The sequence below is a fragment of the Flavobacterium sp. genome (assembly GCF_035195345.1).
Taxonomy (GTDB): Bacteria; Bacteroidota; Bacteroidia; order Flavobacteriales; family Flavobacteriaceae; genus Flavobacterium.
Map to the genome: position 1 here is coordinate 749,516 of NZ_CP136574.1, position 17,072 is coordinate 766,587.

Below are 17,072 nucleotides of genomic sequence, written 5' to 3' on the forward strand. Positions count from 1 at the left end.
GGCATGAAAATTGGCATTAATCTAGATATCAAACCAAAATTTATGAGCAAACTTTTCTTCTTTATATCATTTTTGTTTTCCATTTCACTTTTTTCTCAAGAAGAAATTGAAATCGACTTTGAAAAATTAAATTCAAAAGTTACTATTTTAATAAACAATCACAGAAAATCACTAAAATTAAAAGAATTCGAAAAAGATACTTTTCTTCTTAAAGCTGCTGAAGATCATAGTCTATATCTAAAGAAATTAGGCTTTTTATCTCACGAACAAAAAGATGTAAAAATGAAGAATCCAAGTGACAGAGTTTCTTTTTATGGTGGTAAAAAGTTTAGCGGATTTGGAGAAAATATTCTATTCACTTCTGTAAAAAAAGAAAAATATAGCGATAAAGAGTTGAATAAGCTAGCTCAAACTATTTTTAATCAATGGAAAAATTCGCCACCTCACTACAAAAACATCATTAACAAAAATTTTGATGCAGCCGATTTAGGTTTTTTTATTGATTCAAAGAGAAATAGGATTTATGCTACTAATGTTTTTGGTATAAAAGGAATTCAAATACCAAATCAACTATCTGAAAATGCATTTGGAGTTGAAGAAAAAAATAAAAAATGTAGACCAATTGATTTTGGAACTAAATTACATATCGGAAATAGCATTGCAATAGAGGGCGATAATGTTATTCTGTATTATCATGATAAAAAGAAATTTGAATTGATGTTTTCTGAACCAAGAGATGGAATTGCAATTGATTTTGTTGAAAAAGAACAAATGAGTTGCAACAAGCCTAACACTTTTGACGTCTCTCCAATTTATGATGGCGTCATGTCAGAACCTATTTACAGAGAAGAATTATTAAAAAACAACACCGCTCAAAACGAATACAAGTTAATCACTAAAGTTGGAAAAGTTCCCAATCATCTTATCGGTAAAGAAATTGTAGCTAATGTAATTTTGATTTTTGATAATTGTGCTTGCGAATATGTTGTGCCTTTACAAATAAAATCAAAAACCATTGATTTATTTCCTTTAGAACCAATCATTGAATTAACAAATGATGCTAGTTTGAGTAATAAAGGCATTTTGTTCACTGATGTAATTTTATTTGAATTTGATAAAAATAAAATAAAATCAAAAAATGAATTCTACTATAAATATTATAACAAAGTACATTCAACTCAAATTTATAGTTATAGTTCCGTGGAAGGAAATGAAATTTCTAACAAAAAATTACACACTGATAGAGCAATTGCTATCGAAAAATTTGCAAAAGATTCTTTAAATATAAAACTAAAACCTTCTTTAGTAATAGCGGAAGAAAATTGGGAAAAATGCTACATTCAATTAGCTATGGAAAACATGGAATATTTAGCCAGTAAACCCAAAAATGAAATTAGAGATTACATAAATATAAAAAACAAAGATTTTGAAACGTATCTAAATGATCAAAGAGTTTCTAAATTAGTTGTCAATTATTATGGAGAAATTAATAAAGATTCGTTGTCGAATGAAGATTATTTTAGCACTTTATATGACTTAAATCTAAAAACTGCTATTTATGATAAGGAATATAAAAAGGCGAATTTGGCGCTTTCAAAATTGTATACTTCGGAATATAGTTTGAGTATTTTTGATGAAATGGTTTTTAATGAAATTAAAACAAATCCTAAATTAGTTCAAAATGCTACGGCAGTAATCTGTAAAAATTTCAATCAAGATTATTTTAAAACGACTCAATTTCTGAAAATTTGGTTAGAAAAATTTGATACTTTACCAAAAAACGTACAACTAAACTTATTGATTCTTTATTGTAGAATAAATAGCGAATTACTTGAAAAATGGGATGTTAATATTTCTAAACTAACCAATGTTAGTAAACCGGCGTCAATAGAAAACAAGTTCCTAACATTTAAAGAAAATAAAAAGCTTCAATCCAATTTCGATTATATTTTACTCTATTATAGCAATCATATCAACGATTATAAAAATATCAAGCAATATTTCGATAGAGTTTACATGAGCTTTAAATCGAACATAAAAACAAAAGAAGATAGGATTAATTTAGCTTTATTTGTCAATCATTGGAGTGTTTATAGTTATAGTATTACTTTACTCAAAGCCGAAATGAATAAGCCTACATTTTCAAAAGAAGAAGCATTATTATTAGCGCAAACTGCTACTCTTTTCTTTGATGAAAACGATGTAAAAACCAATCAACAAATTTTAAACAAAGTCTATCAACTGAATAAAAAAGAATGGTGCGAATGGCAAAAAGAAAATTTCAATCTTTTGAGAAATGAACTAATTAAATCAGATTTCTGTAAAAAATGCAATAATCTGTAACTTAAACGAGTTATTGTAAAAAATCTCCAACTAACATGAAAACCCAAATCAACCTGTTTTTAATATTCATATCCACATTTAGTTTCAGTCAAAATCAAAACAAAATTGATTTGGAAAAACTGAAAACAAAAGTATATCAATTGGTAAACGAAGAACGTTCCAATAACGACAGAAAATTACTTGGTTTGGATGTTCATTTGAAAAAAGCAGCTGACGACCATGCTAAATACATTGCAAAAACACAAACTTTATCACATGAACAAACAGATGCAAAAAAGGAAACTCCGAAAGTTCGTGTTTACTTTTATGGTGGAAATTCGTTTGTATTAGTGGGTGAAAACTTATTATTCACAGGAATTAAAGACCAAATTTATACTGAAACTGACTTAGACACTTTAGCCTTAAAAATGTTCAATCTGTGGAAGAAATCACCAAATCATTTAAAAAACATTTTAGACCATCAATATTTTTATACTGAAATCAGTTTTAGTATCGATTGGGAAAATAAGAAAATTTATGCGGTGCAAATGTTTGGCGCAAAATAAAAAAACCTGATAGCTTATAACTATCAGGTTTCCATTTTTACTGCTAACTGCGACTGATCACTGAAAACTTAAAAAATTATCTCGAATAATTCGGAGCTTCTTTTGTAATCGTTACATTGTGTGGGTGACTTTCGCCAATACCACTTGCTGTAATTCTAATAAAACGGCCGTTTTCTTGTAAGGTTGGAATATCTTTTGCTCCACAATACCCCATTCCGGCTCTTAAACCACCGATGAATTGTTGCATACTTTCGTTTAATTCTCCTTTGTATGGTACGCGACCAACAATTCCTTCTGGAACTAATTTCTTAACATCATCTTCTACATCTTGGAAATAACGGTCTTTTGAACCTTCTTGCATCGCTTCCACAGAACCCATTCCACGGTATGATTTGAATTTTCTGCCTTCAAAAATAATCGTTTCGCCTGGTGATTCTTTTGTTCCTGCTAATAACGAACCTAACATTACACAATCAGCTCCCGCAGCAATCGCTTTTGGAATATCTCCTGTATAACGAATTCCACCATCTGCAATCACTGGAACTCCTGTTCCTTTTAAAGCCGCAGCAACTTCTAAAACTGCTGAAAATTGAGGAAATCCAACACCTGCCACAACTCTCGTCGTACAAATAGAACCTGGTCCAATTCCAACTTTCACCGCATCAGCTCCGTTTTGAGCTAAATATAATGCTGCTTCTGGAGTAGCAATGTTTCCAACAACTACATCTAATTCTGGGAATTTTGCTTTTACTGCTTTTAACACATCAACCACCCCTTTTGTATGTCCGTGAGCGGTATCAATAATTACAGCGTCAACACCAGCATGTACTAAAGCCGTTGCTCTTTCAACAGCATCAGCTGTTACGCCCAAAGCAGCAGCTACACGTAAACGACCAAATCTATCTTTATTAGCAATTGGTTTTTGCGTTAATTTGGTAATATCTCTAAAGGTAATTAAACCTACTAATTTATTATTGTTATCAACTACTGGCAATTTTTCAATTTTATTTTCTTGAAGAATTCCTTCAGCTTCTTGCAAAGTAGTGCCTTGAGCAGCCGTTACTAAATTTTCGGAAGTCATCACTTCTAAAATAGAACGCGTATTTATTTTTTCGAAACGTAAATCTCTATTGGTAACAATTCCTTTTAAAATTCCGTTTTCATCAACTACTGGAATTCCGCCAATACTAAATTCTTTCATCGCCATTTTCGCATCACCCACAGTTGCTGTTAAAGGCAACGTTACTGGATCGATAATCATACCGCTTTCTGCACGTTTTACTTTCTTTACTTTCGCTGCTTGTTGCTCAATCGTCATGTTTTTATGTAACACTCCAATTCCACCTTCTTGCGCCATAGCAATTGCCATAGAACTTTCGGTAACCGTATCCATTGCTGCGGAAACGATAGGAACATTCAAAGTAATATTTTTCGAAAACTTCGATTGAATACTAACTTCACGTGGTAAAATTTCTGAATAATTTGGAATAAGCAAAACATCGTCGTATGTAAGTCCTTCGCCAACGATTTTAGTTGTGTGTGCTTTCATGGTGCAATTTGTAGTTGTTGTTAAATTGCGTGCAAATATAGTAAATCTTAAGCAAATAATCTATTACTTTTATGAATAAATTATGTAACTTGCCTAAATAATATTTCAACTACAATGAACAATTCTAAAAAAATAAGTACAGGTTTAACTGATTTAGAAGTATTAGAATCCGCAAAAAAACACGGCACTAACTCCGTTGAACATACTAGAAAAAACCATTTTTTAACTTCATTATTAGACATTGTTAAGGAACCCATGTTTCTTTTATTGTTTACCGCAACAAGTGTTTATTTTATAACTGGAGATTATGGTGATGGAATTTTTATGGCTATTGCGATTGTTTTTGTCATTGCTATTTCTGTTTTTCAAGAATCCAGAAGTCGGAATGCGATTGAAGCTTTAAAAAAATTATCCCAACCGAAATGTAAAGTCATTCGAAATAGTTCAATCATCGAAATTCCAACCGAGGAAATTGTAATTGGCGATTGTGTTCAGCTGGAAGAAGGCGCTTTCATTCCTGCAGACGGAATTATTCTTTCATCCAATGATTTTTCAGTGAACGAATCCATTTTAACAGGCGAATCTTTATCGATTTTTAAATCAAATGAATCCGAAAACAAACAAGTATTTCAAGGTACAATTGTAGCTTCGGGTTTAGCAATTTGCGAAATAACTTCAATTGGAAATAAAACACAATTAGGAAAAATTGGGGCCAGTTTGAATGCAATTGAAGAAGAAAAAACACCTCTGCAAATCCAAATCAACAATTTCGTTACCAAAATGTCAATTATCGGTTTGGTGATTTTCGGAATCGTTTGGGCGATAAATTACTATAACTCCAGATTGGTTTTAGATAGTTTATTAAAAGCGCTAACCTTGGCAATGAGTGTTATTCCTGAGGAAATTCCAGTAGCATTTACCACTTTTATGGCTCTTGGTGCTTGGCGATTGCTAAAAATGGGCATCATTACCAAACAAACCAAAACGGTTGAAACCTTAGGAAGTGCCACCGTAATTTGTACCGATAAAACGGGAACAATTACTGAAAATAAAATGAGTTTGGCCGAGTTGTATCTTTTTGATGCTGATTTGATTATTGATACGAAAGAAAAATTAACAATAGAAGCCGAAGAAGTTTTGAATTACGCCATGTGGTCGAGCGAGCCTATTCCGTTTGATACGATGGAAATTGCTATTCATGAAGCGTATTCTAAATTTGAAAGCGAAGACAAACGACCTCTTTTTAAATTGGTTCACGAATATCCGCTAAGTGGAAAACCACCAATGATGACGCACGTTTTTGAAAACGAATCAGGTAAAAAAATCATTGCGGCTAAAGGTGCTCCTGAAGCATTAATCGAAGTCAGTCATTTGAGTGAAACTGAAAAAAATCAGGTTTTGAATGCTATGAAAGCCATGACGCAAAAAGGGTTCCGAGTTTTAGGCGTGGGAGTTTCTGACTTTTCTGGAACGGATTATCCGAAAACTCAGCAAGAAATAAAATTCAACTTCAAAGGATTAGTAGCGTTTTACGATCCGCCAAAACACAATATTCAAGCGGTTTTTGAAACGTTTTACAAAGCAGGAATTCAAGTAAAAATTGTTACGGGTGACAATGCCGAAACCACTTCTACTATTGCTAAACAAGTTGGGTTTAAAAATGCAGATAAAGTCTTGAATGGTGACGAATTAATGGCAATGGATGAAGCTACTTTGAAAGAAAAAGTAATGAAAACGGCTATTTTCACCAGAATGTTTCCGGAAGCCAAACTTAAAATCATTCAAGCGTTAAAAGCAAATAATCAAATTGTAGCCATGACAGGTGATGGCGTAAATGACGGACCCGCTTTGAAATCGGCACATATAGGCATTGCCATGGGTAAAAAAGGAACTGAAATTGCCAAACAAGCCGCCAATTTGATACTCGTAGACGATGATTTTGAAAAAATGACGGATGCCATCGCTATGGGAAGAAAAATTTACATCAACCTCAAAAAAGCTATTCAATATATTATTTCAATTCATATTCCAATTATCTTAATTGTGTTTATTCCATTGGCTTTAGGTTGGATCTATCCGAATATTTTTACACCTGTTCACATCATTTTCTTAGAAATGATTATGGGACCAACCTGCTCTATCATCTACGAAAACGAACCTATGGAAGATAATCTGATGGCACAAAAACCAAGACCGCTAACCACAACTTTCTTTAACTTAAAAGAAGTACTTATCAGCATCATTCAAGGGTTGGTTATTACATTAGGATTGTTATTTATCTATCAATATGCCATAGGAGAAAACATGACTGAAAACGGCACTAGAACTATGATTTTCTTAACGTTAATCACTTCTAATATTGTATTAACATTAGCAAATCGTTCGTTTTATTATTCGATTTTTAAAACGATTCGGTACAAAAATAATTTGGTAGGATTAATTATTGGAATTACCATTTTACTAACAGGCTTGTTATTGTTTATTCCTGCATTTTCCAACTTCTTCTTATTTGAAATGGTAAGTGCAACCCAAATAGGAATAAGTGTTTTAGTGGGAAGTATTTCTGTACTTTGGGTAGAAATTTATAAAGTTTTTAAGCGAAGAAAATCAGCTTAATGAAACTCGCCAAATAATTTTGTCGCTTCGTTATAAGCACTTTCAAAACTCATTGGACTGGTATTCGTGTTTTCTCTTTTGGTTGTGAAATATGACAATAATTTTTCTGTAGGCATGTTTCCTGTTAAATCATCTTTTGCCATAGGACAACCGCCAAAACCTTGAATCGCTCCATCATAACGACGACAACCTGCGTTGTAAGCCGCATCAATTTTTTCAAACCATTTGTCTAGTGTGGTGTGTAAATGGGCTCCAAATTCAATGTTTGGGTATTTAGGAATCAAATTAGAAAACAAATAATCAATTACTTCTGGAGTCGAACTTCCAACGGTATCCGAAAGCGATAGGATTTTTACACCCATATTCGCTAACTTTTCAGTCCATTCGCCAACGATTTCAACATTCCAAGGATCTCCATACGGATTTCCAAAACCCATTGAAATATAGGTCACGACTTCTTTATTCGATTTATCAGCAATTTCTAAAATTTCTTGTAAGGTCACCAAACTTTCAGCAATCGTTTTATGTGTATTTCGCATTTGAAAGTTCTCCGAAATCGAAAAGGGAAATCCTAAATATTGAATTTCTTTGTGAATTGAAGCATTTTGAGCGCCTTGTGTATTGGCAATAATCGCTAATAATTTACTATTCGTTGCCGATAAATCCAGTTGTGCTAAAACCTCAACCGTATCTTGCATTTGAGGAATCGCTTTTGGCGACACAAAACTTCCAAAATCAATAGTATCAAAGCCTACACGCAACAACGATTGGATGTATTTCACCTTTTTTTCGGTTGGAATAAAAGGTTTAATGCCTTGCATGGCATCGCGTGGACACTCGATAATTTTGATTTCGTTCATAGCTTCAAAGATAGAAATTTTAGCTGTTTTCCAAAATCTTTTTGTTGATTGCTTTCACTAAAGCTGGACCTTCGTAAATAAATCCAGTGTACAATTGTACTAAACTTGCACCAGCATTCAATTTTTCAATCGCATCATCAACAGTGTGAATTCCTCCTACTCCAATGATTGGGAACGACTTATTACTTTTTTCCGAAAGAAAACGAATCACTTCTGTAGAACGTTTGGTTAATGGTTTTCCAGATAAACCACCCATTTCTGATTTGTTATCTGATTGTAAACCTTCGCGAGAAATCGTAGTGTTTGTAGCAATTACGCCTGCAATTTTAGTTTCATTTACAATATCAATGATGTCTAAAAGTTGCTCATCTGTTAAATCGGGAGCGATTTTTAGTAAAATTGGTTTTTGTTTTGGTTTTGCGTTGTTTTGATTTTGAAGCGTTTGTAATAATTCTGTCAAAGGCTTTTTATCTTGTAATTCGCGAAGATTTGGTGTGTTTGGTGAACTCACATTCACCACAAAATAATCAACATACGTAAACAAAGCCTCAAAACAGATTTCGTAATCCTTCACTGCTTCTTCGTTTGGCGTGACTTTATTTTTTCCGATGTTTCCACCGATTAAAACGCCTTTATTTTTTTTCAAACGTTCCACTGCTTCTTTAACGCCGCCGTTATTAAACCCCATTCGGTTGATAATTGCATTGTCTTCTTTTAAGCGAAACAAACGTTTTTTTGGATTTCCTACTTGTCCAACTGGTGTCAAAGTTCCAATTTCAATAAATCCGAAACCGAAATTCGATAATTCTTGATATAACTTCGCATCTTTATCAAATCCTGCTGCTAATCCCACTGGGTTTTTGAATTTAATTCCGAAAACTTCACGCTCTAAACGAGCATCTTTTACTTCGTAAAGCGATTGAAAAACACTAGAAAAACCTGGAATTTTATTCAAAAAACAAATTAATGAAAAGGTAAAATAATGTACTTTTTCTGGATCAAAACAGAAAAGTAACGGACGAATAAATAGTTTGTACATAATATGTTGTGTTGTTCTGCAAAAGTAAGAAAATGCCATTCCAAAAAAAAGTATTGACGCATTTTGTAACAATAAAAGATTTGGTGCGTATAATTAGGGAAGTGAAAAGTAAAAAGTGAAAAGTGAAAAGACTAAACTTCTAAATTCTAACCTCTAAATTCTAAATTAATAATGGCTCAAACTCCTTCTAACATGTTACCACTGAGCACCCTTGCTCCTGATTTCAACTTGAAAGATACCAATGCTACCGATTTTAAAACTTTTGCTGATTGCAAAGGTGAAAAAGGAACGGTTGTCATGTTCATCTGCAATCACTGTCCGTTTGTGCATCATGTGATGGAAGAAGTGCTAAAAGTGGTAAATGATTATCGTGTGCAGGGTATTGGTTTTGTAGCGATTTCAAGCAATGATGTAGTGAAATATCCGCAAGATGCACCTGAATTAATGACCGAATTTGCCTTTGCAAACGGATTTGAATTTCCTTATTTATATGATGAAACACAAGAAGTAGCCAAAGCGTACGATGCTGCTTGTACGCCCGATTTTTATCTTTTCGATAATCAAAATAAGCTAGTTTACCGAGGACAATTAGACGATAGCCGACCAGCGAACGGCATTCCCTTAAGTGGTTCTGATTTACGCAGCGCTATTGATGGAGTGGTGATGAATCGATTAATTAATCCAGAACAGAAGCCGAGTATTGGGTGTAATATTAAATGGAAGTAGAAAAGTATTCAGTGGTCAGTTGATTTAAAAACTGAATACTGAACACTGACCACTTTATTTTCTCTCCAAAATCACCTCAATCGGATTATTACTTCTTGGTCCGAAACTTCTGGCTTGGCGTTCATTTTCACTTGAACACAAAATATACATGTTAAAGGCTTGAAGTTGCACTAATTGCTCTTTAAACTTCCCTTTGGTATCCTGAATTTTAATAAAGATTTCTTCTGCTGGAAACGTATTGGTTACCGAGAGTAAATAAGTATCTTCCGCATAAGGAAAAAACCATTTTTCGGGCTCATTTGGCTTACTAATTAAATTATTACGCGTAAAAACTAAAGGTTGGTTTCCGTATTTCCAACTGTATTTATTGTTCTCGTTGATGATTTCTTCTCCTTTTTCATTGACCAACGTAATTTTTAAATCGGGAATATTAGCTGCCTTACCTTCTTCATGAACATTTACGACTAAATACGAAGTAAAATCAAACCCACAATGTGGCACTTGTCCAAAGGAGAACAAAGTGAAAAGAAGAAAGAAAAAAGATAATTGTAATTTCATATACTTAAATTATTGGTAAAAATACAAAAACAATACCAAAAAAATATCCGCCAATTGACGGATACTTTTATTATTTTGTTAGATAAGCATAAATCTTTTCTCTTTCTTCATCTGAAATTTTAGCTTCCTGTTGCATTCTTAACATGATTGGCTTCCATTGTTCTGCATTAAAATCTTTTGCATCGTATAGATTATGACATTTACCACAATTATTTACAAAAAGAGCTTTACCTTCTGCTAATTCTGCCGTTAGAGGTGTTTCAATAACAATAGGAGCAACATCAATTTTTGGAGCTTCTGGCTGAATAACTTTAGGTGAACACGAATAAATAAAAGTTCCTAAAAGGACAATTGCAATAATTTTAATTTTCATATTTTAAGATTAGTTTGATGGGTAAATATATAAAAAAATCCCAAAAAAAATGTTTTTGGGATTTTATATCGATTATGAATAATAATTACTTCACATCCATTAATTCAACGTCAAAAACTAAAGTTGCATCTGGTGGAATTACTCCTCCAGCACCTCTAGAACCGTATCCTAAATAAGAAGGAATCACAAAACGAGCTTTATCTCCCACTTTTAATAAAGTAATACCTTCGTCCCATCCTTCAATCACTTGTCCAACTCCTAATTGAAATTCAATAGGTTGTTTTCTTTTGTAAGATGAATCAAAAACTTGTCCGTTTTCTAAAGCTCCTTGGTAGTGAACAGATACTTTTTTACCTTTTTCAGCTTGTTTACCACTTCCTTTTTGAATGATTTGGTAACGTAAACCACTTTCAGTCTTTTGAAAACCAGCAGCTAATTTTTCTAAAGCTTCCTCTGCCATTTTTTTTTGCTCAGCAATTCTTTTCGCTCTAGAACCTTCAAATGTTCTGAAAGCTTCTACTGCATTCCATTTTTGAGCTTCATCTCCAACTCTAATGATTTCAATACTTTCTAAAGCATCGTCACCTGCAACAGCATCAACCACATCTTGTCCTTCAATTACATGTCCAAAAACAGTGTGCTTTCCATCTAACCAATTCGTAGGAACGTGTGTAATAAAAAACTGAGAACCATTCGTGCCAGGTCCAGCATTAGCCATAGATAAAACACCTGGTTTGTCGTGTTTTAAACTTGGGTGAAACTCATCGTCAAAGTTGTAACCAGGACCACCTGTTCCTTGCCCTTGAGGACAACCACCTTGTATCATAAAATCAGGAATTACACGGTGAAATTTTAATCCATCATAATAAGGTTTTCCCATTGGTCTAGCCGAATTTTCTAATTGACCTTCTGCTAATCCTACAAAGTTACCTACTGTTCCAGGTGTTAAATCGTGTGTTAATTTTACTAAAATAGCACCTTTTGCAGTGTTAAATTTAGCGTATATTCCGTTTTCCATTGTTTTGTTTTTTAATTTGAAAGTGCAAAATTACAAAATAAATAGTAGATTTGATATACAAAAATTGAATACTGTGGAAGTGAAAGATTACATCAACATCAACAAAGAAACATGGAACAACAAAGTCGATGTGCATATTGACTCCGATTTTTATGATATGGAGGGTTTTCTGAACGGAAAATCAACCTTAAATGCTATAGAATTAGAATTACTTGGCGATGTAAAAGGAAAAAAAATCTTACACTTACAATGTCATTTTGGTCAAGACACCATGACTTTTTCAAGAATGGGCGCAAAAGCAACAGGAGTTGATTTATCAGACAAAGCCATTGAAAGAGCCAGAGAAATCAATGAAAAAATAAATTTAGATGCCACGTTCGTTTGTTGTGATATATATGACGCTCCCAATCATTTAGATGAAAAATTTGATATTGTTTTTACCAGTTATGGGACTATTGGTTGGTTACCCAATCTAGATCAATGGGCTAAGGTAATTTCACACTTTTTAAAACCAGGCGGAAAATTTGTTATGGCCGATTTTCATCCCGTAGTTTGGATGTTTGATAATGATTTCAAAGAAGTTTTTTATAATTATTTCAATACCGAAGAAATTATTGAAGATGAATCGGGCACTTACGCAAATAGAGAAGCTGAAATTTCAACACAAACCATCACTTGGAATCATCCCACCTCAGAACTTTTAAACGCTTTGATTACAAACAATTTGGAATTAAATTGTTATAACGAATTTGATTATTCTCCATACAATTGTTTCAATCAAACTGAAGAATTTGAATCCAATAAATTCCGAATTAAACATTTGGAAAACAAAATTCCAATGGTGTATTCCCTTTCGGCAACTAAAAAATAATCTATTATCTTTGCACCATGCGAATTGATATTATTACAGTTTTACCCGAATTAATGCGAAGTCCGTTTGAGGCTTCTATTATGAAACGTGCCATTGAAAAAGGTTTGGTCGAAGTTCATTTTCATAATTTAAGAGACTACACTACTAACAAACAAAGGAGTGTAGACGATTATCAGTTTGGTGGCGGAGCAGGTATGGTGATGTCTGTTCAACCAATTGACGCTTGTATTTCGAAACTAAAAAGCGAAAGAACCTACGACGAAATCATCTACATGACGCCAGATGGAGAAACTTTAAACCAAAAAATGGCCAACTCGATTTCGATGTATGAAAATATATTGATTTTGTGTGGGCATTATAAAGGTGTAGACCAAAGAGTACGTGACATGCACATTACTCGTGAAATTTCAATTGGAGATTATGTATTGAGTGGTGGCGAAATTGGAGCTATTGTGTTTTGCGATGCCATTATCCGATTGATTCCTGGGGTTTTGAGTGATGAAACTTCGGCTTTAACAGATAGTTTTCAAGACAATTTATTATCACCTCCTATTTATACACGCCCAGCCGACTATAACGGATTAAAAGTACCCGAAGTTTTATTAAGTGGAAATTTCGCCAAAATTGAAAAATGGCGTGAAGACATGGCGTACGAACATACCAAGAACAGGAGACCTGATTTACTGGAGGATTAGTCGCAGTGTTCAGTAGCAGTTGGCAGTCGCTATTTAATTTAAAAAATAGTTCTGAAAACTGAGACTAAAAACTGAGAAAAAAGTTGTATATATAAAATAAATTTGTAATTTTGCACCCACTTTGAATCAACCTCTGGCGATAGACGTGTATGTTGCTTTGAATCAAAACTATTATAATTAAAGACTATGTCAAATTTAGTTGATTTCGTTAATAGCGAATTTGTAACAAAAAAAGATTTCCCTGATTTCGGAGCTGGTGATACTATCACTGTGTATTATGAAATTAAAGAGGGTGAAAAAACTAGAACTCAGTTCTTCAAAGGAGTTGTAATCCAAAGAAGAGGTGCTGGAGCAACTGAAACTTTTACAATCCGTAAAATGTCTGGAGCTATTGGTGTTGAGCGTATCTTCCCAGTAAACTTACCTGCTTTACAAAAAGTTGAAGTGAACCAAAGAGGTAAAGTTCGTAGAGCTCGTATCTACTACTTTAGAGATCTTACAGGTAAAAAAGCAAAAATCAAAGAAAGAAGATACAAAAACTAATTTGTACTTTCTCAATCATAAAAAGCCACAACATTGTTGTGGCTTTTTTATTGAACTTTATGCAAGATTTAAGCATTTATCCCAAATTATTTCTCTCAAAATTCTTATATTTGGCAGATTTAACATATTATATTCAAACATAACACATAACATTCATGTCTAACCAATCTAAAATAATGTATACCATTACGGATGAAGCGCCAATGTTGGCAACCCATTCGTTTTTACCTATTGTAAAAGCCTTTACAAAACCTGCAAACATTGCTATAGAAACAAGAGATATCTCTCTTGCAGGTAGAATTTTATCTAACTTTCCAGAGTATTTAAAAGAAGATCAAAAAATTGGAGATGCTTTATCAGAATTAGGGCAATTAGCAACTACTCCAGAAGCAAATATTATTAAATTACCAAATATTTCAGCTTCAGTACCTCAATTAAAAGAAGTAATAGCTGAGTTACAATCGCAAGGTTACAATATTCCTAACTTCCCTGAAGAAGCTACAACGGAAGAAGAAAAAATTATCAAAGCTAAATTTGCAAAAGTTTTAGGTTCGGCTGTAAATCCAGTATTACGTGAAGGAAACTCTGACAGAAGAGCTCCAAAAGCAGTTAAAAACTACGCAAAAAACAATCCACATTCTATGGGTGCTTGGTCTTCAGACTCAAAAACTGAGGTAGCACATATGACAGATGGCGATTTTTACGGAAGTGAAAAATCAGTTACAGTAGCTGAAGCTTCTCAATTTGTAATCGAGTTTGTGTCAGAAAACGGAACTTCAAGTATTTTAAAAGCGGCTGCTCCATTAAAAGCAGGTGAAATTGTAGATACTTCAGTAATGAGTTTAAAAGCTTTAAAAACCTTTGCTGCTAAAGAAATTGCCGATGCAAAAGCAAAAGGCTTATTATTATCGGTTCACTTAAAAGCGACGATGATGAAGGTTTCTGACCCAATCATTTTTAGTGCTATCGTGGATGTTTTCTTTGCAGATGTTTTTGCTAAATACGCAAATTTATTTCAAGAATTAGGCATCGATACCAAAAATGGATTAGGTGATGTTTATGCTAAAATTGCCGGACATTCAATGCAAGCTGAAGTGGAAGCTGCTTTAAATGAAGCTTTTGCTAACGGACCTGCAGTAGCAATGGTAAATTCTGAAAAAGGAATTACAAATTTCCAAATTCCATCAGATGTTATTGTAGATGCTTCTGTTCCTGCTTTTATTAGAACATCAGGTAAAATGTGGAACAAAGATGGGGCTTTACAAGATACAAAAGCTATAATTCCAGACAGATGCTATGCTGGTTTATATGTTACAACTATTGATTTCTGTAAGAAAAATGGAGCTTTTGATCCAAAAACAATGGGAAGCGTTCCAAACGTAGGTTTAATGGCTCAAAAAGCTGAAGAATATGGTTCACACGATAAAACGTTCCAAATGACCGCTAATGGCACTGTAAAAGTTACTGATGGTAACGACCATGTATTCATGGAACAAAAAGTAGAAGCTGGCGATATCTTCAGAATGTGCCAAGTAAAAGATGCTCCTATTTTAGACTGGGTGAAATTAGCCGTGAACAGAGCAAGATTATCTAATACGCCAGCCGTTTTTTGGTTAGACGAAAATCGTGCACATGATAGAGAAGTTACTAAAAAAGTAGAAGCTTACTTAAAAAACTTCGATACTACAGGTTTAGATATAAGAATTTTAAACATTGTGGATGCTACACAATTTACTTTAGAGCGTTTGAAAGCTGGATTAGATACTATTTCCGTAACAGGAAATGTTTTACGTGACTATTTAACGGATTTATTCCCAATATTAGAATTAGGAACTTCGGCTAAAATGCTATCAATTGTTCCTTTAATGAACGGTGGTGGTTTGTTTGAAACAGGTGCTGGTGGTTCTGCTCCTAAACACGTTGAGCAATTTATCGAAGAAGGGTATTTACGTTGGGATTCGTTAGGTGAAATCTTAGCTTTAGGTGTTTCATTAGAACACTTAGGCCAAACGTTAAACAACGCAAAAGCAATGGTTTTATCTGAAACGTTAGACGAAGCCACAGAAAAATTCTTAGCAACTGATAAATCTCCAGCAAGAAAAGTTGGTCAATTAGACAATAGAGGTTCTCATTTCTACATTGCATTATATTGGGCGCAAGCTTTAGCAGCTCAAAATAAAGATGCTGAATTAAAAGGAATCTTTACTCCTATTGCTACTGAACTTACTGCAAACGAAGCAAAAATTAATGAAGAGTTAATTGCTGCACAAGGTAAACCTCAAAATATTGGTGGATATTACCATCCAAGTTTTGAATTAACAGAAAAAGCAATGCGTCCGAGCACTACTTTAAATACGATTTTAGCGAAATTAAAGTAAATCATATTATATTTTTTAATTTTAAACCCCAAAAAGTAAACAACTTTTCGGGGTTTTTTATATAAATTTAAATATAATTAATCAATACTTTTATTAAAATTGAATTATACCTTTTTATTAATATTTCCACATTCTTTCGCGATCTAATTTTGCTTGCTCTTCTATAACTTCTGTAGGAATAACTTTTAATAACGAAGGGTGTTGTTCAATTGCAAATTCAATCATTTCTACTACTTCATCTACTGTTGCATTTTCATAATCAATTTTTAATGGTTCTTTAATCACCATCGATTGCAAAATTCCTTTTTTCTTGATCATCAATCCTTTTCTATCAAAAGATCTTCGAAAACCATCAATTACGATGGGAACAACTATTGGTTTATGTTGTAAAATAATATGAGCAGTTCCTTTTCTAACAGGCTTAAATGAACGTGTAGTACCTTGTGGAAAAGTAATTACCCATCCGTCTTCTAAAGCAATTTTAATGTTCTCTGTATCATTTGGATTCACTTCTTTTTTTTCAGTCACATCTTTTCCTTTAGCGCGCCAAGTTCTTTCAACGGTAATTGCACCCGCATAAGCCAATATTCTTGGCAACAAACCTTCTTGCATGGTTTCTTTTGCTGCAACATAATACATATTGAGTTTTGGATTCCACAAATAAAATACATTTTTAATGTTATTTTCTCTTCCTTTCAAACTTGCATTAAATACATGAAACATCGCTACCACATCGGCAAAATAGGTTTGATGATTTGAAATAAATAAAACATTCGTATCTGGCAAACTTCTTATAATTTCAGAACCTTCGATGTGCAATTGGTTAAAATATCGGTAACGTCGATGTGTTAAAAACCCTGCTATTCGAATTAACCAAGTCTTTAAAAATAATATATGTCCAAAAGGATTTCTCTTAAATAATCCCATAATTTTTTATCTTTTTAACAACGTAAGAACG

At 33.3% G+C, this 17,072-nt stretch carries 15 protein-coding genes; 8 read left to right on the top strand and 7 right to left on the bottom strand.

All coding sequences use genetic code 11. From position 1 onward, the window contains the following. Window positions 1–42: 42 nt before the first annotated feature. Together RSE15_RS03570 and RSE15_RS03575 are read left to right on the top strand one after the other, a co-directional pair. Window positions 43–2,343, top strand: coding sequence for a CAP domain-containing protein (locus RSE15_RS03570; RefSeq protein ID WP_324069617.1), 2,301 nt, complete (start codon window positions 43–45; stop codon window positions 2,341–2,343). 110 nt (window positions 2,344–2,453) lie between these two features. Beyond that, window positions 2,454–2,888, top strand: a complete 435-nt coding sequence (locus RSE15_RS03575; RefSeq protein ID WP_324069618.1) for a CAP domain-containing protein — start codon at window positions 2,454–2,456, stop codon at window positions 2,886–2,888. 76 nt (window positions 2,889–2,964) lie between these two features. Here the strand turns inward: RSE15_RS03575 and guaB are convergent, their stop codons facing one another. Then, window positions 2,965–4,437: an IMP dehydrogenase gene (guaB, locus tag RSE15_RS03580; RefSeq protein ID WP_324069619.1), complete on the bottom strand. Its 1,473-nt coding sequence runs from the start codon at window positions 4,435–4,437 to the stop codon at window positions 2,965–2,967. 114 nt (window positions 4,438–4,551) lie between these two features. Here guaB and RSE15_RS03585 point away from each other — a divergent pair, with 114 nt between their 5' ends. Beyond that, window positions 4,552–7,053 (top strand): cation-translocating P-type ATPase, encoded by a 2,502-nt coding sequence (locus tag RSE15_RS03585; protein ID WP_324069620.1) that lies wholly within the window; start codon window positions 4,552–4,554, stop codon window positions 7,051–7,053. On the opposite strand, the gene RSE15_RS03590 is transcribed toward RSE15_RS03585, so the two are convergent. Then, window positions 7,050–7,913 (bottom strand): hydroxymethylglutaryl-CoA lyase, encoded by an 864-nt coding sequence (locus tag RSE15_RS03590; protein ID WP_324069621.1) that lies wholly within the window; start codon window positions 7,911–7,913, stop codon window positions 7,050–7,052. The two genes, RSE15_RS03585 and RSE15_RS03590, sit on opposite strands and share 4 nt — an antisense overlap. A 19-nt stretch (window positions 7,914–7,932) precedes the next feature. Next, window positions 7,933–8,952 (bottom strand): quinone-dependent dihydroorotate dehydrogenase, encoded by a 1,020-nt coding sequence (locus RSE15_RS03595; RefSeq protein WP_324069622.1) that lies wholly within the window; start codon window positions 8,950–8,952, stop codon window positions 7,933–7,935. A 171-nt stretch (window positions 8,953–9,123) separates the two neighbouring features. On the opposite strand from RSE15_RS03595, the gene RSE15_RS03600 reads away from it, so the two are divergent. Next, a complete protein-coding gene (locus RSE15_RS03600) occupies window positions 9,124–9,678 on the top strand; it encodes a thioredoxin family protein (protein ID WP_324069624.1) in 555 nt (184 codons plus the stop codon). Between the two features lie 54 nt (window positions 9,679–9,732). On the opposite strand, the gene RSE15_RS03605 is transcribed toward RSE15_RS03600, so the two are convergent. From RSE15_RS03605 to RSE15_RS03615, 3 genes are all read right to left on the bottom strand, one after another. Further along, window positions 9,733–10,236: a hypothetical protein gene (locus RSE15_RS03605; RefSeq protein ID WP_324069625.1), complete on the bottom strand. Its 504-nt coding sequence runs from the start codon at window positions 10,234–10,236 to the stop codon at window positions 9,733–9,735. A gap of 70 nt (window positions 10,237–10,306) precedes the next feature. Then, complete coding sequence (locus RSE15_RS03610) at window positions 10,307–10,609, bottom strand: c-type cytochrome (RefSeq protein WP_324069626.1); 303 nt, start codon at window positions 10,607–10,609, stop codon at window positions 10,307–10,309. A gap of 85 nt (window positions 10,610–10,694) precedes the next feature. Next, window positions 10,695–11,627 carry a peptidylprolyl isomerase gene (locus tag RSE15_RS03615; RefSeq protein WP_324069627.1) on the bottom strand — a complete coding sequence of 311 codons (933 nt, stop codon included), beginning with the start codon at window positions 11,625–11,627 and terminating at the stop codon, window positions 10,695–10,697. Between the two features lie 73 nt (window positions 11,628–11,700). Between RSE15_RS03615 and RSE15_RS03620 the strand changes: the two genes are divergently transcribed. From RSE15_RS03620 to RSE15_RS03635, 4 genes are all read left to right on the top strand, one after another. Continuing rightward, a complete protein-coding gene (locus RSE15_RS03620) occupies window positions 11,701–12,498 on the top strand; it encodes a class I SAM-dependent methyltransferase (protein ID WP_324070398.1) in 798 nt (265 codons plus the stop codon). Between the two features lie 17 nt (window positions 12,499–12,515). After that, the gene (trmD, locus tag RSE15_RS03625; RefSeq protein ID WP_324069628.1) at window positions 12,516–13,193 is read left to right on the top strand and encodes a tRNA (guanosine(37)-N1)-methyltransferase TrmD; all 678 of its coding nucleotides are present in this window, start codon (window positions 12,516–12,518) and stop codon (window positions 13,191–13,193) included. 186 nt (window positions 13,194–13,379) lie between these two features. Continuing rightward, window positions 13,380–13,736 carry a 50S ribosomal protein L19 gene (gene rplS, locus RSE15_RS03630; RefSeq protein ID WP_324069629.1) on the top strand — a complete coding sequence of 119 codons (357 nt, stop codon included), beginning with the start codon at window positions 13,380–13,382 and terminating at the stop codon, window positions 13,734–13,736. A gap of 155 nt (window positions 13,737–13,891) precedes the next feature. Then, a complete protein-coding gene (locus RSE15_RS03635) occupies window positions 13,892–16,114 on the top strand; it encodes an NADP-dependent isocitrate dehydrogenase (RefSeq protein ID WP_324069630.1) in 2,223 nt (740 codons plus the stop codon). Between the two features lie 117 nt (window positions 16,115–16,231). On the opposite strand, the gene RSE15_RS03640 is transcribed toward RSE15_RS03635, so the two are convergent. Further along, complete coding sequence (locus tag RSE15_RS03640; RefSeq protein ID WP_324069631.1) at window positions 16,232–17,041, bottom strand: lysophospholipid acyltransferase family protein; 810 nt, start codon at window positions 17,039–17,041, stop codon at window positions 16,232–16,234. Between the last annotated feature and the right edge of the window lie 31 nt (window positions 17,042–17,072).